This window comes from Rossellomorea sp. ABR4_004, assembly GCF_056159585.1.
The window spans coordinates 407,438-431,038 of record NZ_JBSWVM010000003.1 but is presented as its reverse complement, the minus strand read 5'-3'; the positions used below and the strand labels follow the sequence as shown (position 1 = coordinate 431,038).

At 40.2% G+C, this 23,601-nt stretch carries 24 protein-coding genes; 17 read left to right on the top strand and 7 right to left on the bottom strand.

Translation table 11 applies throughout. The annotated features are described in order from the left end of the window. Window positions 1-28: 28 nt before the first annotated feature. The gene (locus ACXAF2_RS19175) at window positions 29-301 is read left to right on the top strand and encodes a UPF0223 family protein (RefSeq protein ID WP_475141030.1); all 273 of its coding nucleotides are present in this window, start codon (window positions 29-31) and stop codon (window positions 299-301) included. 64 nt (window positions 302-365) lie between these two features. Here ACXAF2_RS19175 and ACXAF2_RS19170 read toward each other — a convergent pair whose 3' ends face one another. Next, entirely contained in the window at window positions 366-986 is a 621-nt protein-coding gene (locus ACXAF2_RS19170; RefSeq protein WP_475141028.1) for a YktB family protein, read from the bottom strand. A gap of 179 nt (window positions 987-1,165) precedes the next feature. Here ACXAF2_RS19170 and ACXAF2_RS19165 point away from each other — a divergent pair, with 179 nt between their 5' ends. Both ACXAF2_RS19165 and ACXAF2_RS19160 read left to right on the top strand, forming a co-directional pair. After that, a complete protein-coding gene (locus tag ACXAF2_RS19165; protein WP_113968360.1) occupies window positions 1,166-1,360 on the top strand; it encodes a hypothetical protein in 195 nt (64 codons plus the stop codon). Window positions 1,361-1,670: 310 nt separating this feature from the next. Continuing rightward, window positions 1,671-2,468 (top strand): inositol monophosphatase family protein, encoded by a 798-nt coding sequence (locus tag ACXAF2_RS19160; RefSeq protein WP_475141026.1) that lies wholly within the window; start codon window positions 1,671-1,673, stop codon window positions 2,466-2,468. 45 nt (window positions 2,469-2,513) lie between these two features. On the opposite strand, the gene ACXAF2_RS19155 is transcribed toward ACXAF2_RS19160, so the two are convergent. Continuing rightward, entirely contained in the window at window positions 2,514-2,699 is a 186-nt protein-coding gene (locus tag ACXAF2_RS19155) for a YlaF family protein (RefSeq protein WP_475141025.1), read from the bottom strand. A 268-nt stretch (window positions 2,700-2,967) separates the two neighbouring features. Between ACXAF2_RS19155 and typA the strand changes: the two genes are divergently transcribed. Both typA and ACXAF2_RS19145 read left to right on the top strand, forming a co-directional pair. Next, on the top strand, window positions 2,968-4,806 hold the full coding sequence (gene typA, locus ACXAF2_RS19150) for a translational GTPase TypA (protein ID WP_475141023.1): 1,839 nt from the start codon (window positions 2,968-2,970) through the stop codon (window positions 4,804-4,806). A 22-nt stretch (window positions 4,807-4,828) separates the two neighbouring features. Next, window positions 4,829-5,137: a YlaH-like family protein gene (locus tag ACXAF2_RS19145; RefSeq protein WP_113968356.1), complete on the top strand. Its 309-nt coding sequence runs from the start codon at window positions 4,829-4,831 to the stop codon at window positions 5,135-5,137. A gap of 57 nt (window positions 5,138-5,194) precedes the next feature. Here the strand turns inward: ACXAF2_RS19145 and ACXAF2_RS19140 are convergent, their stop codons facing one another. Next, window positions 5,195-5,638, bottom strand: coding sequence for a hypothetical protein (locus tag ACXAF2_RS19140; protein WP_475141021.1), 444 nt, complete (start codon window positions 5,636-5,638; stop codon window positions 5,195-5,197). Continuing rightward, window positions 5,628-5,828 (bottom strand): YlaI family protein, encoded by a 201-nt coding sequence (locus ACXAF2_RS19135; protein ID WP_475141020.1) that lies wholly within the window; start codon window positions 5,826-5,828, stop codon window positions 5,628-5,630. The genes ACXAF2_RS19140 and ACXAF2_RS19135 overlap by 11 nt, the downstream gene beginning before the upstream one ends. Window positions 5,829-6,017: 189 nt before the next feature. On the opposite strand from ACXAF2_RS19135, the gene ACXAF2_RS19130 reads away from it, so the two are divergent. Continuing rightward, window positions 6,018-6,473 carry a pyridoxamine 5'-phosphate oxidase family protein gene (locus ACXAF2_RS19130; protein ID WP_475141018.1) on the top strand — a complete coding sequence of 152 codons (456 nt, stop codon included), beginning with the start codon at window positions 6,018-6,020 and terminating at the stop codon, window positions 6,471-6,473. Window positions 6,474-6,523: 50 nt separating this feature from the next. On the opposite strand, the gene ACXAF2_RS19125 is transcribed toward ACXAF2_RS19130, so the two are convergent. Then, window positions 6,524-7,126: a YhcN/YlaJ family sporulation lipoprotein gene (locus ACXAF2_RS19125; RefSeq protein ID WP_348774867.1), complete on the bottom strand. Its 603-nt coding sequence runs from the start codon at window positions 7,124-7,126 to the stop codon at window positions 6,524-6,526. 178 nt (window positions 7,127-7,304) lie between these two features. Between ACXAF2_RS19125 and ACXAF2_RS19120 the strand changes: the two genes are divergently transcribed. Beyond that, the gene (locus tag ACXAF2_RS19120; RefSeq protein WP_475141016.1) at window positions 7,305-8,633 is read left to right on the top strand and encodes a PhoH family protein; all 1,329 of its coding nucleotides are present in this window, start codon (window positions 7,305-7,307) and stop codon (window positions 8,631-8,633) included. 87 nt (window positions 8,634-8,720) lie between these two features. Here the strand turns inward: ACXAF2_RS19120 and ACXAF2_RS19115 are convergent, their stop codons facing one another. Continuing rightward, the gene (locus tag ACXAF2_RS19115) at window positions 8,721-9,218 is read right to left on the bottom strand and encodes a peptidyl-prolyl cis-trans isomerase (protein ID WP_475141015.1); all 498 of its coding nucleotides are present in this window, start codon (window positions 9,216-9,218) and stop codon (window positions 8,721-8,723) included. Window positions 9,219-9,353: 135 nt separating this feature from the next. Here ACXAF2_RS19115 and glsA point away from each other — a divergent pair, with 135 nt between their 5' ends. The 4 genes from glsA to pyc all read left to right on the top strand — a co-directional run bounded on the left by glsA (window position 9,354) and on the right by pyc (window position 15,690). Continuing rightward, complete coding sequence (gene glsA / locus ACXAF2_RS19110; protein ID WP_475141299.1) at window positions 9,354-10,280, top strand: glutaminase A; 927 nt, start codon at window positions 9,354-9,356, stop codon at window positions 10,278-10,280. Between the two features lie 213 nt (window positions 10,281-10,493). Further along, window positions 10,494-10,775 (top strand): Fpa/YlaN family protein, encoded by a 282-nt coding sequence (locus tag ACXAF2_RS19105; protein WP_113968349.1) that lies wholly within the window; start codon window positions 10,494-10,496, stop codon window positions 10,773-10,775. 114 nt (window positions 10,776-10,889) lie between these two features. Then, entirely contained in the window at window positions 10,890-12,107 is a 1,218-nt protein-coding gene (locus tag ACXAF2_RS19100) for an FtsW/RodA/SpoVE family cell cycle protein (RefSeq protein WP_148968618.1), read from the top strand. A 142-nt stretch (window positions 12,108-12,249) separates the two neighbouring features. Continuing rightward, entirely contained in the window at window positions 12,250-15,690 is a 3,441-nt protein-coding gene (pyc, locus tag ACXAF2_RS19095) for a pyruvate carboxylase (RefSeq protein WP_475141013.1), read from the top strand. A 40-nt stretch (window positions 15,691-15,730) separates the two neighbouring features. Here pyc and ACXAF2_RS19090 read toward each other — a convergent pair whose 3' ends face one another. Further along, window positions 15,731-16,651: a COX15/CtaA family protein gene (locus tag ACXAF2_RS19090; RefSeq protein WP_475141012.1), complete on the bottom strand. Its 921-nt coding sequence runs from the start codon at window positions 16,649-16,651 to the stop codon at window positions 15,731-15,733. Window positions 16,652-17,133: 482 nt separating this feature from the next. Between ACXAF2_RS19090 and cyoE the strand changes: the two genes are divergently transcribed. The 6 genes from cyoE to ctaG all read left to right on the top strand — a co-directional run bounded on the left by cyoE (window position 17,134) and on the right by ctaG (window position 23,548). Continuing rightward, complete coding sequence (gene cyoE / locus ACXAF2_RS19085) at window positions 17,134-18,045, top strand: heme o synthase (protein WP_148993518.1); 912 nt, start codon at window positions 17,134-17,136, stop codon at window positions 18,043-18,045. 103 nt (window positions 18,046-18,148) lie between these two features. Further along, a complete protein-coding gene (gene coxB, locus ACXAF2_RS19080) occupies window positions 18,149-19,225 on the top strand; it encodes a cytochrome c oxidase subunit II (protein ID WP_148968621.1) in 1,077 nt (358 codons plus the stop codon). Between the two features lie 29 nt (window positions 19,226-19,254). Then, the gene (ctaD, locus tag ACXAF2_RS19075; RefSeq protein ID WP_148968622.1) at window positions 19,255-21,126 is read left to right on the top strand and encodes a cytochrome c oxidase subunit I; all 1,872 of its coding nucleotides are present in this window, start codon (window positions 19,255-19,257) and stop codon (window positions 21,124-21,126) included. Beyond that, window positions 21,126-21,755 carry a cytochrome (ubi)quinol oxidase subunit III gene (locus tag ACXAF2_RS19070; RefSeq protein WP_044337518.1) on the top strand — a complete coding sequence of 210 codons (630 nt, stop codon included), beginning with the start codon at window positions 21,126-21,128 and terminating at the stop codon, window positions 21,753-21,755. The genes ctaD and ACXAF2_RS19070 overlap by 1 nt, the downstream gene beginning before the upstream one ends. 4 nt (window positions 21,756-21,759) lie before the next feature. Beyond that, entirely contained in the window at window positions 21,760-22,092 is a 333-nt protein-coding gene (gene ctaF, locus ACXAF2_RS19065) for a cytochrome c oxidase subunit IVB (RefSeq protein WP_044337517.1), read from the top strand. A gap of 550 nt (window positions 22,093-22,642) precedes the next feature. Then, window positions 22,643-23,548 carry a cytochrome c oxidase assembly factor CtaG gene (gene ctaG, locus ACXAF2_RS19060; protein WP_475141009.1) on the top strand — a complete coding sequence of 302 codons (906 nt, stop codon included), beginning with the start codon at window positions 22,643-22,645 and terminating at the stop codon, window positions 23,546-23,548. Window positions 23,549-23,601 lie beyond the last annotated feature (53 nt).

The window sequence follows — 23,601 nt, the reverse complement described above, 5'->3', positions numbered from 1 at the left end:
ATCATCATTCAAGGAGTTGTTGTAAACAATGGAATATCAATATCCTTTTGATATAGACTGGTCAACAGAGGAAGTCATCGATGTTGTCGCCTTTTTCGAAGCAATCGAGAAAGCTTATGAAAAAGGTGTCTCTAGAGATGACCTTATGAATCGTTACAAGCGATTTAAAGAAATCGTCCCTGGTAAAGCAGATGAAAAGAGAATATGTAATGAATTTGAAGAATCCAGTGGCTATTCATCCTATCGTGTCGTAAAGAAGATGAAGGAGCATCAGGACGCTGACAGAATTTCAATGAACTAAACTAAAAGAACGACTGCCATTTTGGGCAGTCGTTTTTCTGCATTATTCCTAACCGTTATATGGTTTAGTTCATTTTATAAAGGGGTAAAAGTGTTTCAAAGGCACTGTTAACTTCTTGAATGAATTCATCACCATTCAGCTTAACAGCTGTATCCCTGTCCAGATGAAGTCCGCAAAGAAGCTCAGCTTTTTTAACATTCTGTACTCTTTCACTTAAAGCGATGAATTCATCTTGTGACATCGAAGAAAAAGGGGTAGCTTCTGGCTTTGTATGATCACCAGACCAAACAAAGTGACCAGGAATTAATGATCTAATCTTATCTGCATTTTCTTCAACTTTTTTACCGAATTCAACTTTATTTGGAGCTTCATAGATCATAGCGAACCAGACAAAAACATGGGTTTCCCATAACCCTATCTGAAAATGTGGATGTTTTTTATAACCCCGTTTGTTGTTCGCGAACGCAACCCATGTATCATCAGGAGGGTTAACCGAGCGACGTGCATGTTTAGCCACATGGTGAAACATCTCCGTTCCTGTTAATGCGCTTAAAGTGGGTGCAAAATGATCGCCTAGATAATCGAGCTTAGGTCTGATCTGTTCTTGAATGGCAGTCATTCGATCTTCTAACCCGTTAATCGTGAAAACTTGAAAATCTTCTTGTGTAAAACCATTAAATTTCATGTTGTATCCTCCTTATAACCACCAATATCTTACCATAATGAGGTACAAGCTTGTAGTGAATTGATTTATCTATGGGTGACTGCACATTTTAGTTACAAGATTGGATGATACTTCATAACATGTAGTAAATATTATCAGAACAATCAGATAAATCGAAAACTCGGAAGGGGTGTATGGCCATGAAACAAGTAATGAACACTTCTAAAAAACGTGATGTCCAACAGCAAAGAATGAATGTATTAAGACTTGAAATGGATTATGAACTAGCTGTATTGTTCGAAGCAATTCAAATGAAGAATAAAGAAACCCAGACCAAGTCCAAACAGAAACTCATGAGTATTCGGGAAGAACTAATGAAAATGAAGGCCTTATAAAACTTTAATCCTTTCAGGTGGGTATAAAGTATACTGTCAAATATTCTACTATTGGACGGCGAGCTCATAGGCATAGAGAGTTCGCTTTTTTGTGGTTGAAAAAAATCCCTTTTTTAAACAATCTAATTTTCAGATGAACGACAAGGTTAATAACTTGAAACTGCCTCTAATTTCCATTAAGCTATTTAGCTATAGAAGAAGTTCATTGCGGCTCTTGTTTATTGAGGGAGTTTGAGTGGGATATATTGAAAACGACCATATTCGTACTTTTTAACAAGATTCTGTTACGCAAATTGGAGGCTAATAATCAATGACAAATTGGACGGAACTAGATCAAAATGTAAGAACGTGGATACAGGAAGCCGGAGAAAGAATTCGTCAATCATTCAAGACAGAGTTGAATATTAAAACGAAGTCGAATCGAAATGATTTGGTAACCGATATGGATGAAGCAACAGAGCATTTCTTTACTGAAAATATTCGTAATACGTACCCGGATCATCAAATCCTCGGTGAAGAAGGATATGGCGATGACTTTAAGGAGCTATCAGGTATCACGTGGATAATCGACCCGATCGATGGAACGATGAATTTTGTTCATCAACAACGGAATTTTGCCATCTCTATCGGCATCTATGATGGAGCAGAAGGTAAATTAGGGTACATATATGATGTCGTCCATGATGAGCTGTATTTTGCGAATAAAGGACACGGAGCTTATATGAATGATGTGAAGCTGCCGGAGCTAGAACCAGTACCGGTTCAGGATGCCATTGTCGCTTTAAATGCACTTTGGGTGACTGAGAATAAACGGATTGACCGAACAATCCTTGCACCACTCGTGAAAGATGTAAGGGGAACACGTTCCTATGGATCAGCTGCCATTGAATTAGCTTATGTCGCTTCAGGTAGATTGGATGCTTACTTAACAATGCGCCTGGCTCCATGGGATTTCGCAGCTGGGAAAATTATGATTGAAGAGGTAGGGGGGATTGTATCTGACCTGAATGGGGATCCACTGAATCCGTTGAATAAAAGCTCGCTGTTTGTAGGAAAACCCGGACTGCACCAAACCATCTTGACTGACTATCTTGAACGAAAGAAATAAAGAAGGGAGGCGGGCAATTTCATTGCTTCGTCTCCCCTTTTTAATCTACAATCGCCCTTCATCACGATATTTCTTCTTTGTCGTGAAACCGAACCCCATCACAATAAATAGAAAAATAAAGCTTAACATAGCAAGCAGGATGCTTTGTAAACTGATCGAAACTGCGATTCCCATAAGAGAAACAGCAGCTAATATAGAAAATAATACAAAAATCCATTTAATATTCCCCAAGATAAAACCTCCCAAAAAATCATTAGAAAAAACTATGATAGCTCTTCCAATTAAATTTTACCTATCAATTTGCTATTGTGCAATGGCTGGAGCATACAAAGTAGCATAACGATGTGATTGAAGATATTATGGAAACTTTTAGTGGGAAGAAAAGGCTTTATGAAATATTTATTAGGGCTTTTTTAAATGCTGTGATATAATGGTCTAGTTGAACTGAAATATATTATCTTTAATTGTATAAAGAAATCCAATATTCAGGAGTGGAAATATGAAATTAAGAAATGACCTTAGAAATATTGCTATTATCGCTCACGTTGACCACGGGAAAACGACATTAGTAGACGAGCTTTTAAAGCAATCTGGAATCTTCCGCGAAAATGAAACAGTTTCTGAACGCGCGATGGATTCAAATGATTTGGAAAGAGAACGCGGTATTACGATCTTAGCGAAAAATACGGCGATTCAATATAAAGATTCTCGTATCAACATTCTTGATACACCAGGACATGCTGACTTTGGTGGAGAAGTTGAACGTATCATGAAAATGGTAGATGGTGTTTTACTAGTAGTAGATGCGTATGAAGGCTGTATGCCTCAGACTCGTTTCGTTCTTAAGAAAGCACTTGAGCAAAACCTTACACCTATCGTCGTTGTAAATAAAATTGACAAGCCTTCAGCACGTCCGGAAGAAGTCATCGATGAAGTATTGGAATTATTCATCGAACTGGATGCAAATGATGAACAGCTTGAATTCCCGGTTGTCTATGCTTCAGCTATCAACGGTACAGCAAGCACAGATCCGGATCCTGAAAAACAAGACGAAAACATGCAGTGTTTATATGACTCAATCATTGAACATATTCCTGCACCAGTAGACAACTCTGAAGATCCACTGCAATTCCAAGTTGCATTGCTCGATTACAACGATTACGTTGGTCGAATTGGAATCGGACGTGTGTTCAGAGGGACAATGAAGGTTGGCCAACAGGTAGCATTAATGAAGCTAGACGGTTCAGTTAAACAATTCCGTGTTACAAAAATCTTCGGTTTCTTCGGTTTAAAACGTGAAGAAATCCAAGAAGCAAAAGCGGGTGATTTAATCGCTGTTTCCGGAATGGAAGATATTAATGTCGGTGAAACGGTTTGTCCTGTTGAACATCAGGATCAACTTCCCGTTCTTCGTATTGACGAGCCTACACTTCAAATGACTTTCCTAGTGAACAACAGTCCATTTGCAGGTAGAGAAGGTAAATTTGTTACTTCAAGAAAAATTGAAGAACGTTTATTGGCTCAGCTTCAAACGGATGTAAGTTTACGTGTTGAACCAACAGATTCACCCGATGCATGGACGGTTTCAGGCCGTGGAGAGCTTCACCTTTCCATCCTGATTGAAAACATGCGTCGTGAAGGTTACGAATTACAGGTATCTAAACCACAGGTCATCATAAAAGAAGTCGATGGCGTGAAGAGTGAGCCTGTAGAACGTGTTCAAATTGATATTCCTGAAGAATATATGGGTGGAGTCATTGAATCACTTGGTCAACGTAAAGGCGAAATGCTGGATATGGTAAACAACGGTAACGGACAGGTCCGTTTAATGTTTATGGTACCTGCACGTGGATTAATCGGTTATTCAACGGAGTTTATGACTCTTACTCGTGGATATGGAATCATCAACCACACATTCGACAGCTATCAGCCCCTGCAAAAAGGACGCGTTGGCGGACGTCGTCAAGGTGTACTTGTTTCAATGGAAACAGGGAAAGCTTCTCAATACGGAATCATGCAAGTGGAAGATCGCGGTATTATCTTCGTTGAATCCGGAACAGAAATTTATGGTGGAATGATCGTTGGGGAACATACAAGAGAAAATGATATTACCGTTAATATTACAAAGCTTAAACAAGCGACAAATGTTCGTTCAGCTAACAAAGATCAAACCGTAACCATTAAAAAGGCAAGAATCATGACTTTAGAAGAATCTCTTGAATATCTAAACGATGATGAATATTGTGAGGTTACTCCTGAATCGATCCGTCTTCGTAAAAAGATTCTTGATAAGAATGAACGTGAAAGAGCAGAAAAGAAGAGCAAGGTGTCTCAATAAACTAAGTGAGGGGGAGTAGGAAATGGATGTAACTGAGCGTTTGTCCTTTTTCGCATCCCTTTATCGTGTTGACCAGAACGCGGAAATGGGTATGTGGCTGCTTTATATAACCATAGTAGGGCTCTCAATCTTAGTGTATAAGCTCGGTTTTGCGAAGAAGCTGCCGGTAATGAAATCAATATTGATTTATTCTTTTCTTATTCTGGGATGTACCGTATTAACCTTTCTCGGTATCTTTTTACCAGTAGCAGAAGGGTTAGTCGTTGCAGCTCTTATCTTAGTGATATATAAGATTCGTCTAACGAACGAAAAGAAAAAAGGCACGTTTTAAGCTGAAAAAAGCTGCAGTCTCTTATAAATGAGACTGCAGCTTTTTTAGTTATGTGGATTATCCCCGTACAGAAGATAGAATATATAGCGGGGGTAAGGACAGAGCGTATAGTAGATGTCCTGCTGTCCATAAGAAAATGGCCTCACCATACATTAAACCGGGCACTTCTTTAATAGCCAGGTGTGAAAGAGGGAAATAAAGGAACACAGTCGGGATTGTCAGAGCAAGGGAGAGAACCCAGGAGCCCTTACCAGAAACGTTCAGCCTTTCCATCAAGTACACGAACAAGACCCCGATCACACATGAAATAACCAGGTGGAACAAAAACTCGATCCATTCAGAAAAGTTTGTTTCACCGAACACAGGGATGAAATCGACATTCAATAACAGGACGTATACCTTGATGCCTGTTAGTATTTGCATCCATTTTAGAAAGAAACCTAATAAAGTACCGGAAGCAAGACCAATAATAGTTCCTGAGCAGATTTGTTTAAAAGTCATCTTCTACTTGAGGAGACCGGTAAAATCTGAAATTCCCACCCGACACACGTTCTTCCGTCTTTTCTTTAATACGATCATGACACTTTTCACACATATACGTATGAATGGGCCGGTTACGCAATTTCTTCGCTTGTAAGGAATAATCATCAATATTTTCTATCACTTCACATAGAGCACATTTTACTCTCATACATTACACCTCAATTTGTTCTAATCATAAGTTTAGTCTTTTTAGTATATCATGTAGTAAAGTCAAACGCTTTATTTAACTTTCCTGTATGCTTTTAACAATAGAATTTGGTATAGTATAATCAAGATGAATCACGATTGAAATGAAGCACTGACAGAGAAAAAATGAGTCTGCATAAGGGGGGATTGTATGGCTAACCAAGTGGAACCCAGCTTGATTCCTGCACTTTTTGAAGAACTTCAATCAGAAAGATTTGTTACACTCGCGACAATCGATCACCAAACGCATGGACCTAATGTAAGTGCGATCTCTTGGATTTATGCAAAGGATGAACACACATTGTTATTTGCTGTTGATCAACGCTCCAGGATTGTAGAAAACATTAAGAACAATCCACTTGCCGTTGTGAATCTAATAGCAAATGAATCAACCTATTCTATAGGCGGAAAAGCAGGGGTGCGAGAGGAAAAGCTCGTAGGAGTGCCTTTAAAGCTGACGCTTGTTCAACTTGCTATTGATGAAGTTAGAGATGTCATGTTCTATGGATCGAAAATATCGACAGAACCTGCCTATGAAAAGACATATGATAAGACGGCCGCAGACCGTTTGGATCGTCAAGTAATTGAAGCCATGAAAAAAGCTTAGTATCCTAAGCTTTTTCATGGCTTTTTCTCATCTTTTAATTCATCACAGCATTATTCAATCTTATCATACGTTTGATTTTCTTGTTTTTCCTTTAGTTGTTTCTCTTTCGTGTTATTCATTTTCTTTTTTGGTTCATTCGGAGCATTTTCAGGGTCTGCTTGCTTTAACGATCGAGGGATTTCAGGCATGAGTCTGCCGGATATGTCAGCCAATTCATTCATGATTCCCTGAACCGGCTCTCCCCGTTGAATGTCTTTGCTGATTTCGTTCAAACGTGCATAAAGATCCGGGTCAGCGATGACGATGGCTTCTGCACCATATGGGTCTTTTTGAAGAGCTTCTGCTACAGAATATTTGATTGAACCGACTTGTGAACGCTCAATGTCGGAATCGATATCGATTCCAACAAATGCATACTTTCCAAAGACTACTGCTGTTGCGTCTTTTACATCTGGTACACTCGTCGTCAGGTCAACTAAATGTCTTGAAATTTGCTGTCCTGATTTTCGTTCAACATGCTGGATGTTACTATCCTGAACAGTGATCGGTTTATTGTTGTTACTGTTCGAATCATTATCATACCCGACCTCATCCTTGTTGGCGCAAGCACCAAGAATGATGGTTACCATAAGTAGAGAGATGAGCTTAAACATGTGAATACCTCCCGATTTAGAATCAATATCTTTTCTTATTGTGTAATTTTCTTCTATCTTTATACGTTTATTCATATATTTTAAGAAACGGGCCGTCCTATTTAAGTAGCTGGGAATAACCGGATCAACATTGGCTACATACAATAGTAATAAGAAATCAGGAGCAGGAGGCATCGATTTGAATAAAATTTATGTATTAGATACCAATGTCTTATTACAAGATCCACAAGCCATCTTTTCGTTTCAAGATAATGAGGTGGTTATACCTGCAGTCGTTTTAGAAGAAGTGGACTCCAAAAAGCGTTATATGGATGAAATCGGAAGAAACGCAAGACATGTATCGAAGCTGATAGATAATTTACGGCAACAAGGAAAACTTCATGAAAAAATCCCCCTATATAATGGAGGATCACTAAGAATTGAACTAAATCACCGCTCATTTCAGCAACTTCAGGAAATTTTTTTAGAGAAAACAAATGATAACAGGATCATTGCCGTGGCAAAAAACTTATCTCTCGAAGAAGAAGCGAAAAAGGATGGAAAATCGGTCATACTGGTTAGTAAAGACACCCTCGTACGGGTAAAGGCTGATGCGTTGGGATTACAGGCAGAGGATTTCCTGAGTGACCGGGTCATAGAGGTAAACGATATTTACACAGGATTTATTGAACTGTACACCGAGAGAGAGTTACTCGATAAATTTTATGATAAAGGGGAACTGACCCTTACAGATATAACGAAACAACGATTTTATTCTCATCAATTTCTCATAATGAAGGACGCTCTTGGAAGCTCTGCCTCTGCACTGGGAATGGTGGATGCAGCCGGACTGAAAGTGAAGAAGCTGGTATATGATCAAGAACATATGTGGGGAATCAAGGCCAGGAATGTTCAGCAAACAATGGCAACTGAACTGTTACTAAGAGATGATATTTCGTTGGTTACCATGATAGGAAAAGCCGGGACAGGAAAAACCCTGCTTGCACTGGCGGCAGGTCTTCTTCAGACAGAGGACTTCAATAAATTCAATAAATTGCTCGTTGCTCGTCCAATTGTCCCGGTAGGTAAGGATATAGGCTATCTCCCAGGGGAAAAACAAGAAAAGCTCAGACCTTGGATGCAGCCTATTTACGATAACCTCGAATACTTATTCAATACGAAAAAGCCTGGTGAGCTGGATGATATTCTCGCGGGAATGGGTTCAATTGAAGTGGAAGCTTTGACTTATATAAGAGGTAGAAGCATTCCAGATCAATATATCATCATCGATGAAGCCCAGAACTTAACGAAACATGAAGTGAAAACGATCTTAACCAGGGTGGGAGAGCGAAGTAAAATCGTTTTGATGGGAGATCCAGCTCAGATTGATCATCCATACCTGGATGAATACAATAATGGCTTAACGTATGTGGTAGAAAAATTTAAAGACCAAAAACTTGCCGGACATGTTAAACTCATGAAAGGTGAAAGATCGGGTCTTGCTCAACTTGCTGCTGACCTTCTTTAACACTGTCGAAACTCAATACTAACGTATGAAAAAACCGGTTCAGGGGTTCCTGAACCGGTTTTTTGATGTTGCTCTTTCTTGAAGAACTTATTCCACCCGAAAGGCTCTAACATCGGTAATGGGGGTTTCTCTATTTGATCCATCTTTGTAGTAGATATGAACAGGGCCATTTTCTTTTAGTGGCTTACCGTCTTTTGAGAACCCGATGAGTATTTGATCTGCTTGTGCAAGATCCATGCGATAATCATCCGTTTCTGTTTCAATCACAAGAGATGCAGCATTCTCAAGAGGTTCCGCATTTGTAAGAAAAGGTTTAAACGGAATAGCGAAAGATCCGTTTAATATCTTTTCCTTTTCATACTTTTTCTCTGTCTTAAGTGTAGGGGGATAGGTTGCACCTTCCTGAATTTCCCGTGACCAATGCTTGGATACGGCTTTTGTGTATTCTTCCAATTCATCAATCGTCTCATTCTTTTCATCAAAATATGTAGTTAAATCCACTTTTCGATCATCGAATATCCAAACCCCGGAATCCAGAGTTATCGTGAATTTTACTTTTCCTTTTATTGGTACTATGCTTTCCAATTGAGACTCCTCCTCTCGCTGATAGATTCAGTATATCTGTTATTTAAACGTTTGTCACACAAGCTGAAAGCATTTTCAACGTTTTCAATCGGTGAAAGTAGGGAAACTAAAGGTAGGACTAAAGGAGTTGATTCTATAGTGATTAGAACTCAGGAACTGTTGGAAGAATTAGTGGAGAAAGCAAGACCTTTTGCATCTGAAGGAAAGGTTGCAGATTATATACCTGCACTAAAAGATCAAAATCCAAGTGATTTGGCCATAAGTATATATACTTTGGAAAATCATTCTTGTTATGCAGGAGATCATTTAAAGAAGTTCACATTGCAAAGTATATCGAAAGTCATCACTCTTGCTCTTGTCTTGATGGACTACGGGGAGGATCAGGTCTTCACGAAGGTGGGCATGGAGCCTACTGGTGATCCTTTTAATTCCATAGCGAAACTCGAAACACATAAGCCCTCCAAACCCCTAAATCCGATGATCAACGCAGGTGCACTCGCAGTCACGAATATGATTAAAGGAAACACAGGAATGGAAAAGTGGGGACGATTAATAGAGTTCATCAATCATATGACCGGGGAAACAGTATCGTATAATGAAGATGTGGCTTATTCAGAACTTCAAACAGCCAATTTAAACAGGTCGCTTTGTTATTATATGAAGCAGCACGGTGTGATTACCGGAAATGTCGAAGATTTACTTGTTCTCTATACAAAACAATGTGCGGTGGAGATGAGCTGTGTCGACCTTGCTAAGATGGGGGCAGTTTTTGCCAATGATGGCGTTGACCCTGAAAGCGGGCGCGAAATAATTACGAGAGATGTTGCGAGAATTTGTAAAACGTTCATGGTTACGTGCGGGATGTATAATACTTCTGGAGAATTTGCCATTAAGGTGGGTATTCCGGCGAAAAGTGGGGTGTCAGGTGGAATCATGGGTGCTGTTCCAGGGAAGTGTGGAATCGGGATCTTTGGTCCTGCTCTGGATCATGTCGGAAATAGCAGTGCAGGACTAAAGCTCCTTGAAATGCTCAGTGATGAATATTCCTGGAGTATTTTTTAACGAAGGATCATGCCCTGTCACATAAGGGGATGTTTTTTAGCGAGTTCCAGCTAAGCATTTGTAAAAGAATTTTCATGAGGAACCCTCCGAAATAATAATTCGAATTTCTGTCATAGAATCCCGGGGAATACACTTATTTTTCTTGCAATTTCTCTGATTTAACGATAAAATTTTAAGACAGGAAAGCTATTTGTTCGGAATGGGGGGATCACTGTGGCGTCAGAAATGACAATTAATCATCGGGAAAAAGCCTATGAATTGCTAAAGGCCGACGCAGAAAAGATTTTACAACTTATTAAAGTACAAATGGATAATTTAACGATGCCCCAATGTCCTCTTTATGAGGAAGTATTGGATACCCAAATGTTCGGATTATCTCGTGAAATAGAATTTGCGGTCCGTTTAGGATTAGTAGATGATCAAGATGGAAAAGAGCTGATTGATTCTTTGGAAAGACAACTTTCTGCCCTTCATGAAGCATCTACAAAAAAGTAAAATAGTCATGACAACTCAAACAATGCATAGATCTGTTGTTTGAGTTTTTTTGTTAAAGATTCTGACTGATTGGGATTAATTTAAATGATATAAGAGAAAAAGGATTGAAATGTCATGATTAAAAAAATAGCAAAGTCCTATGATTATTCGTTAATCGCTGTATATGTCTTCCTTTGTCTTTTTGGTCTGGTAATGATTTATAGTGCGAGTATGGTCATGGCTGTAGAACGATTTGGTTGGGAAAGTGACCATTTCTATAAAAGGCAGATGATCAATATTCTCATCGGGTTCTTTGCCTTTACGATAGCAGCGTGGTTTCCTTACAAAGCATTCCAAGTGGGGAAAATAATCAAGGGACTCATGTTTATCGTTATCGGATTATTAATCGGGGTACATATTTTCGGTTATGAAGTTAACAACGCAAAAAGCTGGATTAATTTAGGTTTCATGCCCATTCAGCCATCGGAGTTCGCCAAGCTTGCAGTCATCATTTACCTTGGCTCTGTATACTCCAAGAAACAGGCATACATAGATGATTTTAATAAGGGCCTTGCCCCGCCATTACTATTTTTAGGTTTTATCTGTTTTTTAGTCTTTTTAGAGCCTGACTTTGGTACGGCGGCTATCATTTTCGCCATTGGAGCAATCGTCATTTCCTGTTCAGGGATCAGTTTTAAAACATTCTTCAAGCTGGCAGGTCTTGGAGTAGGCCTGTTGATCGCACTGTCACCGGTCATATACCTGGCAAGGGGCTTTATTTTTACGAGAGAAAGACTTAGCAGGATAGAAGCGTATTTATCACCGTTTAAATATGCTCAAGGGGAAGGCTACCACTTAGTGAACTCATACCTTGCCATTGGCTCTGGAGGGGTAAAAGGGCTTGGATTGGGTCAAAGTGTTCAAAAGCTGGGTTATCTTCCTGAACCACAAACGGATTTCATTATGGCTATCATTGCTGAAGAATTAGGTGTATTCGGTGTAAGCTTTGTCATACTCGGCCTCTCTTATATCGTGCTTCGGGGGATATATACGGGAGTTAAATGCCAGGACCCGTTTGGAACGATGCTGGCCATCGGAATATCCAGTATGATCGGTATTCAAGCCTTCATTAATTTAGGAGGGGTATCCGGATTAATTCCGATTACGGGTGTCCCACTTCCATTCATCAGCTATGGAGGATCATCACTATTAGTGCTGTCTTTGTCGATGGGTGTCCTCGTGAATGTGTCGATGTTTGTAAAATATGAAGAAAAATATAAAATAAAGAAGGAAAATGGCTATCCTTCGGAGAATATGGATAATAGCAAAAAAATATATGGTGTAAAAATGTAGGTCACTTTGATAGAGTATCTAAAACTCTAAGTCTAGGGTCTGCCCCCTAAGATACTTCTTTATTATCTTTCGGGTCAGCCCTTTTTTCATAGACTGCTTTACAGAGATTTTCAATCATGAATAGCCTAAAGGAGAGAGTGTATTGAAGAAAATCAAAAAAGTATTAGTAGCAAATCGCGGAGAAATTGCCATCCGTGTGTTTCGTGCATGTACGGAGCTTAATATTAGAACCGTCGCCATTTACAGCAAGGAAGATTCGGGAGCATATCATCGATATAAAGCAGATGAGGCCTACCTGACAGGAGAAGGAAAGAAACCAATTGATGCTTATTTAGATATAGAGGGGATCATTCGAATCGCAAAGAACGCCGATGTTGATGCCATCCACCCCGGTTACGGTTTTTTGTCCGAAAATATTCATTTTGCCAGACGTTGTGAAGAAGAGGGGATTACTTTCATAGGGCCTCATTCAGAGCACTTAAATATGTTCGGTGACAAAGTAAAGGCTCGTCATCAGGCACAATTAGCCAATATCCCGGTTATTCCAGGAACGGATGGACCTGTAGAAACGCTAGAAGAAGTCATTAGCTTCGGGAAGGACCATGGATTTCCGATTATCATCAAAGCATCATTAGGAGGCGGAGGACGTGGAATGCGTATCGTCCGTAACCTGGAAAGCTTAAAGGAAGCATACGAGCGGGCTAAATCTGAAGCGAAGGCTGCATTTGGTAATGATGAAATATATGTTGAGAAATTTGTCGAGAATCCTAAACATATAGAAGTTCAAATTCTGGGGGACGAAGATGGCAATATCATTCACTTATATGAACGAGATTGTTCCATCCAGAGACGCCACCAGAAAGTAGTTGAAATAGCACCGTCCGTATCCTTGAGTGACCAGTTGAGAGAGGATATTTGTGAGGCAGCCGTCCGTTTGATGGATAATGTAAAGTATGTGAATGCAGGGACAGTTGAGTTCCTGGTTGCAAATGAGCAGTTCTATTTCATCGAGGTGAACCCTCGTGTTCAAGTAGAGCATACGATTACGGAAATGGTAACCGGAGTGGATATTGTCCAATCACAATTAATGATTGCCGAAGGTCATGCACTACATAGTAGTAAGCTTGGCATACCTGTTCAAGAAGAAATCAGGACAAATGGGTTTGCCATTCAGTCCCGTGTGACAACAGAAGATCCATTGAACAACTTTATGCCTGACACAGGGAAAATTATGGCCTACCGTTCAGGCGGCGGATTCGGGGTTCGATTGGATGCAGGTAACGGGTTCCAGGGAGCCGTCATTACTCCATACTATGATTCCCTTCTTGTTAAACTGTCCACGTGGGCTATGACATTTGAACAGGCTGCATCCAAAATGGTCAGAAATCTTCAAGAATTTAGAATACGTGGAATCAAGACGAATATTCCTTTCCTTGAAAATGTCGTTAAGCATGAAAACTTTATAACAGGTAAGTACGATACATCCTTTATTGACACGACCCCTGAACTGTTTATTTTTCCGAAACGAAAAGACCGTGGTACGAAGATGCTTTCTTATATCGGAAATGTAACCGTGAATGGATTCCCGGGAATCGAGAAGAAGAAAAAGCCTGTTTTCTCTAAGCCCAGGATTCCAGCTATTGACTTGAAACAAGACTTCAAGCCTGGGACAAAGCAAATTTTAGATCAACATGGTGCTGAAGGTTTGGTTAATTGGGTCAAGGAACAAAATTCAGTGCTCCTGACTGATACAACTTTCCGGGATGCGCACCAATCATTATTGGCTACACGTGTCAGAACAAACGACCTGAAGCAAATTGCACAACCGACATCTCACCTGCTTCCTGATATGTTCTCCTATGAAATGTGGGGAGGGGCAACGTTTGATGTAGCCTATCGTTTTCTAAAGGAAGATCCTTGGAATCGATTATTAACCATGAGAGAGGACATTCCAAATGTTCTATTCCAGATGCTGCTAAGGGCATCAAATGCCGTTGGATATAAGAACTATCCTGATAATGTCATAAGAGAATTTGTTGAGAAATCAGCATTCGCAGGAATTGACGTCTTCCGGATATTTGACAGTTTAAACTGGGTCAAAGGGATGGAAGTAGCCATTGATGCGGTAAGACAAAGTGGGAAAATCGCCGAGGCAGCCATTTGTTATACTGGTGACATTGAAGATCCTACCCGGACCAAATATAGTATTGATTACTATAAGAATCTGGCAAAAGAGTTAGAAGCAAGCGGGGCGCATATTTTAGCGATTAAAGACATGGCGGGGCTCTTAAAACCACAAGCAGCCTACCGGCTTATTTCAGAACTGAAAGATACGGTAAGTCTGCCTATCCACCTACACACCCATGATACAAGTGGAAACGGTATTTACACATACGCAAGAGCCGTTGAAGCAGGTGTGGATATTGTCGACACAGCCCTTAGCACGATGTCTGGATTAACATCTCAACCAAGTGCCAACACACTTTACTACGCATTGAAAGGAACTGAAAGGGAACCTAATGTAGATATTAACTCATTGGAGACTCTTTCCCACTATTGGGAAGACGTTCGTAAATACTATACAGACTTTGAAAGTGGGATGATGTCTCCGCATTCAGAGGTTTACAAGCACGAAATGCCCGGGGGACAATATAGTAATCTTCAGCAGCAGGCAAAAGCTGTAGGACTCGGTCATCGATGGGAAGAAGTAAAAGAAATGTATGCAAGGGTCAACCACCTCTTTGGGGATATTGTAAAGGTTACTCCTTCATCAAAAGTTGTCGGGGATATGGCGTTGTTCATGGTGCAGAATGATTTGTCTGAGAAAGATGTGATCGAAAAAGGGGAAAAGATTGATTTCCCTGATTCAGTGGTGGAATTATTCGAAGGGTATTTGGGGCAGCCTCATGGCGGATTCCCGAAAGACTTACAAAGCGTGATTCTGAAAGGGCGCACTCCATTAACCGTTCGACCTGGGGAGCTCCTTGATGACGTGGACTTCACAGCACTGAAAGAAAAGCTCTTCGAAGAACTGCAACGCCCTGTCACGAGTTTCGATGCCCTTGGATATGCTCTATATCCTAAAGTGTTTATGGAATACGCACATACAATGGATCAATTTGGTGATATTTCCGTTCTCGATACGCCTACTTTCTTATTCGGAATGAGACTTGGTGAAGAGATTGAGGTTGAAATTGAAACCGGGAAAACACTCATTGTCAAGCTTGTTTCCATTGGGCAGGCTCAGGCAGATGGTACACGAATCGTCTACTTTGAACTGAATGGTCAGCCGCGTGAAATTGTGATAAAAGATGAAAGCATTAAATCAACAGTGGCAGCCAAGATGAAGGCTGACGCAAAAAATGAGACTCATATTGGTGCTTCCATGCCTGGAACCGTAATTAAGGTAATTGCTGAAAAAGGAGAGGCGGTAGAGAAGGGGGATCACTTAATGATCACCGAAGCCATGAAAATGGAAACGACCGTTCAAGCTCCGTTTGCAGGGGTAGTGAAAGACATCTATGTGCAAAATGGTGATGCCATTAGCCCTGGAGACCTATTAATAGAAGTTCAAAAAGCATAAACAAAAAAGGATTCCGGTTATGACCGGAATCCTTTTTTTGTTATGCTTTCAGCTTACTTCTAGAGATGAGCAGGATAAAGTAACAGAGTAGCCCGAATAGACAAGAGATGATCAAAGCGTGCAAAAGAGCTATACCTAAGTTCAATCTTGTGAACACTACAAGTGCTCCGGACATAACTTGAAGGGATACCAGCGTAAATGCGATGATCCATCCCCAATAGATAACCTTTTGGTGCTTATGCTCTTTGATCGCAATATATGTGATATAAGCAATCCATAAGAAAATGAGTCCTGCTGCTGTTCTATGACCCATTTGAATCCACTCATACAGATTGGATGGGAGACTCGGAGACGAGTTAACACATAACGGCCAATCTTTACACACCAAGCTCGAATCCGTGTGTCTGACTAATGCACCGGTATAAACAACAATATAACTATATAAAGTGACTCCTATTGTATGGAATCTCATACGTTTATTAATGACCAATGAGTTGGCATCAAATTTCTGATCGACTTCAAAAATCAAAAGTGTTAACAATAGAATTGAAGCAAATGATATTAGGGAAATCCCAAAATGAAGTGCAAGGACGAAGTCTGATTGCCCCCAGAGTACAGCGGCAGCTCCGATTAGACCTTGTAATACTAAGAAAAAGAAAGAGAGTGCAGCAAGGAATTTTGTTTCACGCTTATATCCAATCGCTCTCCATGACCATATCGATAATGCCAACACTAATAATCCTACACCACCGGAGACAACCCGGTGTGCCAATTCTATGACAAGCTCGAATGTTATATCGCTTGGAATCAATTGTCCGTTACATAATGGCCATGATCGTCCGCAGCCCATACCAGATTCGGTCTTTGTAACGAGGGCTCCTCCCAATAGAACAAATAACATACCAAGAGTGGTGAGAACGGCAAGCCACTTTAATCCTTTGTGGACACCTTTATTATGCAATCTATTCACCTTCTTAATTAATAGACTCTACACACTTTCTAATTTATAAATATAGTAGAAAAATATATATGCCCCTACGATAATACATAAAAGGTCAGTAAAACTCAACCGATAAAATGTTACAGAATTATGAGCATGATAATTATTTATATGAAGAGAATAACTATTAGTAGATAATGACTAATTTGCAGAAAAACAAAATCTGTAAGCGCTTAGCTTCGTTTTATGGTATGATGGGTTTAAAATGTTTGTAGAAATATGAAGAAACGTCTGCGTTTTTCTTTCTTCACAATTTCTTCACATTATTGTCTAATTCTCCCCCAAAAAGGAAAAAATATATGGTTTAATATAATATTGATAGCATATATACTATTTCTTATCTGTGCATGAATTAACAGAAGGATATAGAAATAGAGAATCATTTCCTATATAGTATAGAGGTGGTAAGTGGCCTCTGGCTTTTTATAGAGAGGAGGAAGAGAATGTCTAGTCGAATGATGACTAACGCTCAAGAAGCAGATTTGACAACCTCAACTGCTTGGAAGGACTTTTTAGCACTAATCAAAATTGGTATCGTTAATTCAAACTTAATTACAACCTTTACAGGTATGTGGTTAGCTTTTTACTTTACTAATACACACTTTCTAAATTCTCTTGATACGATGTTCCTGACGTTGATAGGTTCTTCCCTAATCATCGCGGGTTCCTGCTCCATAAATAATGTGTATGATCGAGATATCGATCCTCTGATGGAAAGGACGAAGGGACGCCCTACCGTAACTGGTAAGATCAATGCACCTAAAGCTTTGTCTTTGGGATTAATTATGATTGCAGTGGGAATCATAATGTTATTTATGACTACCGTCACTGCAGGTGTGATAGGAATTATTGGGGTATTTAGTTACGTTGTATTATATACAATGTGGTCTAAGAGGAAATACGTAAGCAACACAATTGTAGGGAGTATCTCAGGTGCAGTTCCGCCACTAATCGGTTGGTCAGCTGTAGATGCAAATCTGGATATTATCGCATGGGTTCTGTTCCTAATGATGTTTATCTGGCAGCCGCCTCATTTCTACGCTTTAGCGATGAAGAGAGTGGAAGAATACAGAGCAGCGAATATACCGATGCTTCCAGTAGTAAAGGGATTTGCTACAACAAAGCACCATATCGTTGCATGGGTAGCAGCATTACTGCCTCTGCCATTCTTCTTGATGGATTTAGGAATGTTCTTCTTTATCCTTGCAACAGCCTTTAATATTGGCTGGCTTGCACTTGGCCTTGCAGGTTACAAAATGAAAGATGATATTAAGTGGTCAAAGCTTATGTTTGTCTATTCACTAAATTATTTAACTATCTTGTTCGTAGCGATGGTTATCGTTACCGTACTATAAGATTAGTGGGAATTCTTTCTGATAAGAAATCCAAATAGATATTTTTTATGAGTCCTTGTTTTATTCAAAAGTATATTACATGAAAGAGGGGTTTGATTAAGCTATGAAAGCAAGGCTATCTAAGTGGCGCTTATTCTCAATTGTAGCAATGTTAGCGCTAGTTCTTTCTGGTTGTGGAGAGCCATTTCTCTCCACATTACAGCCAGCTGGTGAAGTAGCACAGTCACAATATGATTTAATGATACTGTCTACATTAATAATGGTATTAGTAATCATTGTAGTAGTCATCGTCTACATGGTGGCAATTATTCGTTTCCGTAGAAAAAAGGGAGATACTACTATCCCGAAACAAGTTGAAGGTAGTCACACACTTGAAATCGTGTGGACAGTAATTCCAATAATCCTTCTTCTTATCCTGGCTGTTCCGACCGTAACGTCTACTTTCGAATTAGCTGATACAAAAGCTATGGATAAAAAAGACGCAGATGGTAATCGCGAGGCTTTAGTCATAAATGTTCGCGCTAATCTTTACTGGTGGGAATTTGAGTATGAGGATGAAAAAATCATCACTTCACAGGATTTAGTTGTACCAACCGATCAAAGGGTTTACTTCAATGTCACAGCTTCTGATGTTAAGCACTCTTTCTGGATTCCAGCTGCTGGAGGAAAGATCGATACAAACGTTGACAACGTAAACACATTCTTCCTTGAATTTGATGGGGAAAAGTCTAAAGAAGCAGGCGGATTATTCTACGGAAAATGTGCTGAGCTATGCGGACCTTCTCATGCTTTAATGGACTTTAAAGTAAAAGCGCTTCCTAAGGACGAGTTTACGGCATGGGTAGAAGATATGAAAAATGCAGGAGAGCCTAAACCATCTTCTGATTTAGCTCAACAAGGACAAGAAATCTTCAACCAAAAATGCTTAAGTTGTCACGCAGTATCACCTCAGGATGGACGTCCGGAATCAGCTCGTCTTGCTCCGAACTTAGCAAACTTTGGTGAGCGTACAAGAATCGCAGGTATTCTGGATCACAATGAAGAAGAACTGAAAAATTGGCTGGTTGACCCTGAGCAGTACAAGCCAGGTAACAAAATGACAGGTACATATGGTAACCTGCAGGAAGACGAACTCGATGCCCTTGCAGAATATCTGATGGGATTAAAGGTTCAAGATTAATTGGGGATTAGTTAAAGGGAGGTTTAATCGTGAGTAGCTATGCACAGAAAAAAGGCTTCGGCGCGACTGTTTGGGACTATTTAACAACAGTAGACCATAAAAAGATCGCCATCCTTTACCTTATGGCTGGAGGATTCTTCTTCTTAGTCGGAGGATTAGAAGCTCTTATCATTCGTATACAGCTTGCTGTTCCTAACAATGACTTTGTTAGTGCTGGCTTATACAACGAAGTTTTAACAATGCACGGTACAACGATGATTTTCTTAGCGGCCATGCCGTTAATATTCGCATTCATGAATGCGGTTGTACCTTTACAAATCGGTGCTCGTGACGTTGCATTTCCTTTCCTGAATTCATTAGGTTTTTGGTTATTCTTCGCAGGTGGAGTATTCCTTAACCTTTCATGGTTCTTAGGCGGGGCACCGGATGCCGGGTGGACTTCATATGCTTCACTCTCAATGGCATCTAAAGGACATGGGATTGATTTCTATGTACTGGGGTTACAGATTTCAGGTGCAGGTACATTAATAGGTGGGATCAACTTCCTTGTAACCATCATTAATATGCGTGCTCCAGGTATGACATACATGCGGATGCCTCTATTTACATGGACAGTATTTGTTACCTCGGCACTTATATTATTCGCGTTCCCTGCTTTAACGGTAGGATTATTCTTAATGTTATTTGATCGTATGTTCGGATCGAATTTCTTTGATGTAGCGAATGGCGGTAACACTATTATTTGGGAGCATTTCTTCTGGATTTTTGGTCACCCTGAAGTATACATCCTTGTATTGCCTGCTTTCGGAATTTTCTCTGAGATCATTCCACACTTCTCAAGAAAACGTTTATTCGGTTACTCATCCATGGTGTTTGCAACCGTACTTATCGGTTTCTTAGGATTCATGGTTTGGGCTCACCATATGTTTACAGTAGGTCTTGGGCCAATCGCAAATGCGATCTTCGCCGTTGCGACAATGGCCATTGCCGTTCCGACGGGTATCAAAATCTTTAACTGGCTCCTTACGATGTGGGGAGGAAGTATCAGCTTCACTACTCCAATGCTCTACGCAGTAGCGTTTATCCCTACTTTCGTAGCAGGTGGAGTAACCGGAATCATGAACGCTGCTGCAACAGCTGACTATCAGTTCCATGATACGTATTTCGTTGTTGCCCATTTCCACTACGTTATTGTTGGTGGGGTAGTATTTGCCCTGTTGGCAGGTACTCACTATTACTGGCCAAAAATGTTCGGAACAATGTTAAACGATTTCTTAGGGAAAATCGCTTTCTGGTTATTCTTTATCGGATTCCACTTAACATTCTTTATTCAACATTTCCTTGGTTTGATGGGTATGCCTCGTCGTATTTGGAAGTTCTTGCCTGGTCAAGGATTAGAAACAGGAAACTTAATCTCTTCTATTGGAGCAGGTTTCATGGGAGTTGCGGTAATCGTACTTCTTGTTAACGTCATCATGACTCAAGTTAAAGGGGTTAAAGTTTCTAATGACCCATGGGGAGACGGACGTACCATTGAATGGGCGATTCCATCACCTCCACCATTCTATAACTTTAAGCAAACTCCACTTATCCGTGGTTTAGATGCTTATTGGTTAGAAAAAATGGAAGGTAAAAAAGATCTAACGCCGGCAGAACCAATTGGTGATATCCATATGCCGAATAACTCGATTTTACCGGTAATCATTTCACTCGGGTTATTCATAGCAGCATTTGGTGCGATGTATCATCCGGATGGTGATAAAGCATGGGCAATCCCAGTTCTGGTAATTGGAATGCTTATCACATTAGGTGCAATGTTCTTCCGTTCTGTAATCGATGACCATGGATATCATGTTCATAAAGAAGATTTAATGGATGATGATAAAGGGGGTAAGGCATAATGCATGCTGAAGAAAAATTCACGCCAAAGACCTGGCCGGCCTCCCCTGAAAAGGCAACCCTTGAGGGGAAAAACAAGTTTATGGGCTTTTGGTTTTTCCTTGGTGGAGAAACGGTTCTTTTCGGATCTCTTTTCGCAACATATTTAGCGCTTAAAGACAAAGTTCCTAGTGACAGTCATGCACTTGCTGCTGACATCTTTGATTTACCACTTGCATTTATTGCAACTATGTTACTTCTAACAAGTTCTCTTACAAGTGTTTATGCAATGTATCATATGAAGAACTATAACTTCCAACGCATGCAGGCTTGGTTATTAGTCACGGTACTTCTTGGTGCTGCTTTCCTTGGATTAGAGATTTATGAGTTTAATCATTACGTACACGAATACGGGCATACTTTTACTAGTAGTGCATTTGGGTCAGCCTTCTACACACTAGTTGGATTCCACGGAGGACACGTAGCTTTCGGTCTTCTATGGATTGTAAGTTTAATGCTTCGTAATGCTAAACGTGGTTTGAACCTTTACAATGCTCCAAAGTTCTATTTAGCTTCTCTATACTGGCACTTTATCGACGTTGTATGGGTATTTATCTTTACAGTAGTATACTTAATGGGAATGGTGGGATAAACTGATGGCGAATCAACAATCAAATTCAGGTAACCCAAGTGTAGATTACGAATATCGTCGTAAGAAAAATGCAGAAGACATGAGAATGCAGGTTACATCCTTCATGTTAATGATTTTCTTAACATTGGTGGCGTTCATTGCAGTGGCTGGAGATTTTGATAAGTACTTTATTGTACCTTTCATCCTCTTACTTGCAGTCGTTCAACTAATTTTTCAACTTTATTACTTCATGCATATGAGTCATAAAGGTCATGAAGCTCCTGCATTATTCCTGTATTCTGGTGCACTTGTTGCATTTATCACAGTGTTAGCATTTGTAACGATTGTATGGATCTAAATGAAAAAGGTCAGCCTTATGGCTGGCTTTTTTTGTTGGGTTGGAGTTATTTATGTGCTTGTCGGGCCTACCCAGTCGCTTCCGCTTTTCATTGTCCAGCTAAGGGGCTTAGAGGCTCGAGGCCATAAGACGAGCATACCAAAAAGGCAAAGAGCGCCTTTCCGGTATGCCCGTCTTATGCTTGTCGGGCCTACCCAGCCGCTTCCGCTTTTCACTGTCCAGCTACGGGGCTTAGAGGCTCGAGGTCATAAGTCAAACATACCAAAAAGGCAAAGAGCGCCTTTCCGGTATGCCCGTCTTATGCTTGTCGCCTCTGTGCAAAGCCCCTCCGCTTTTCGTTGTCCAGCTCCAGCGGCTAGGCCCTCGAGGTCATAAGCCAATTCTGCCAAAAAGGCAAAAAACGCCTTTCCGGCAGAATCGTCTTATGCTTGTCGGGCCTACCCAGCCGCTTCCGCTTTTCTAATTGTCAAGAACTTGTCATTACCTTCCGTTGAAGTGGGGGAGGGTTGTCAGTATAATGGGGATAGGAAACGTGAAATGAGGTGAGCAAATGCCTTTGGGTATTTTTGGTTTTATGGCTTTATGGAGCCCGTTTTTTATATTGGCTTTAGTATTTATAACGGTCGTATATTTCTTGATCACTGTCAAATGGAGAGACAGTTTTAAAGAAAGTGAAAAATTGACCAGCAAAGAAGCTTCTTATTTTATTCTAGCGATGGTTCTACTATATGCAATTAAGGGTTCGCCGGTAGAAATCATGAGCACAATTTTATTTTCTGCTCACATGGCACAAATGGCGTTACTATATTTAGTGGTCACTCCACTACTCGTATTGGGAATTCCTAAATGGGTCTGGAAAGCTGCAGTTGATTTACCGGTGGTTAAGCAAGTATTTAAGTTTATGACAAAACCATTGATCTCTTTATTATCTTTCAATATCATCTTTTCGATTTATCATATCCCTTTAGTGTTTGATAATGTCCGAACTGATGCCACTCTTCACGGTTTGGCAACCGTTATCCTATTCTTATTATCTTTATTTATGTGGTGGCCGTTACTAAATCCAGTGGATGACGATATTGACTTAAGCGGGCTCAAGCGGATTGGATATATTCTTGGGAGTGCAGTGTTATTGACTCCTGCATGCGGTTTGATCATTTTTGCCGAGAATCCTTTATATGCCCCTTACTATGATCCACAGGAGTTTCTTAAAGCGTTGGCACTATGCGTACCTGTGAACACTCTGGAAGGATTGACGCTGACTGGGCCGGAGTTATTTACTGATATGTCTACACAAAACGATCAACAGCTCGGCGGAGTGATCATGAAGATTGTTCAAGAAATTGTATTTGGAGTTATGCTGTTCAACCTGTTTTTTCAATGGTATCGCAAAGATCAGGAGAAACAAGAAAAACTCTCCTATGATCCCGTTGATCCTAAATTGACAGAACAGTAATGTATGAAGGGATGATGAATGTCATTCCTCTGATTACATAGCATATTATCTTT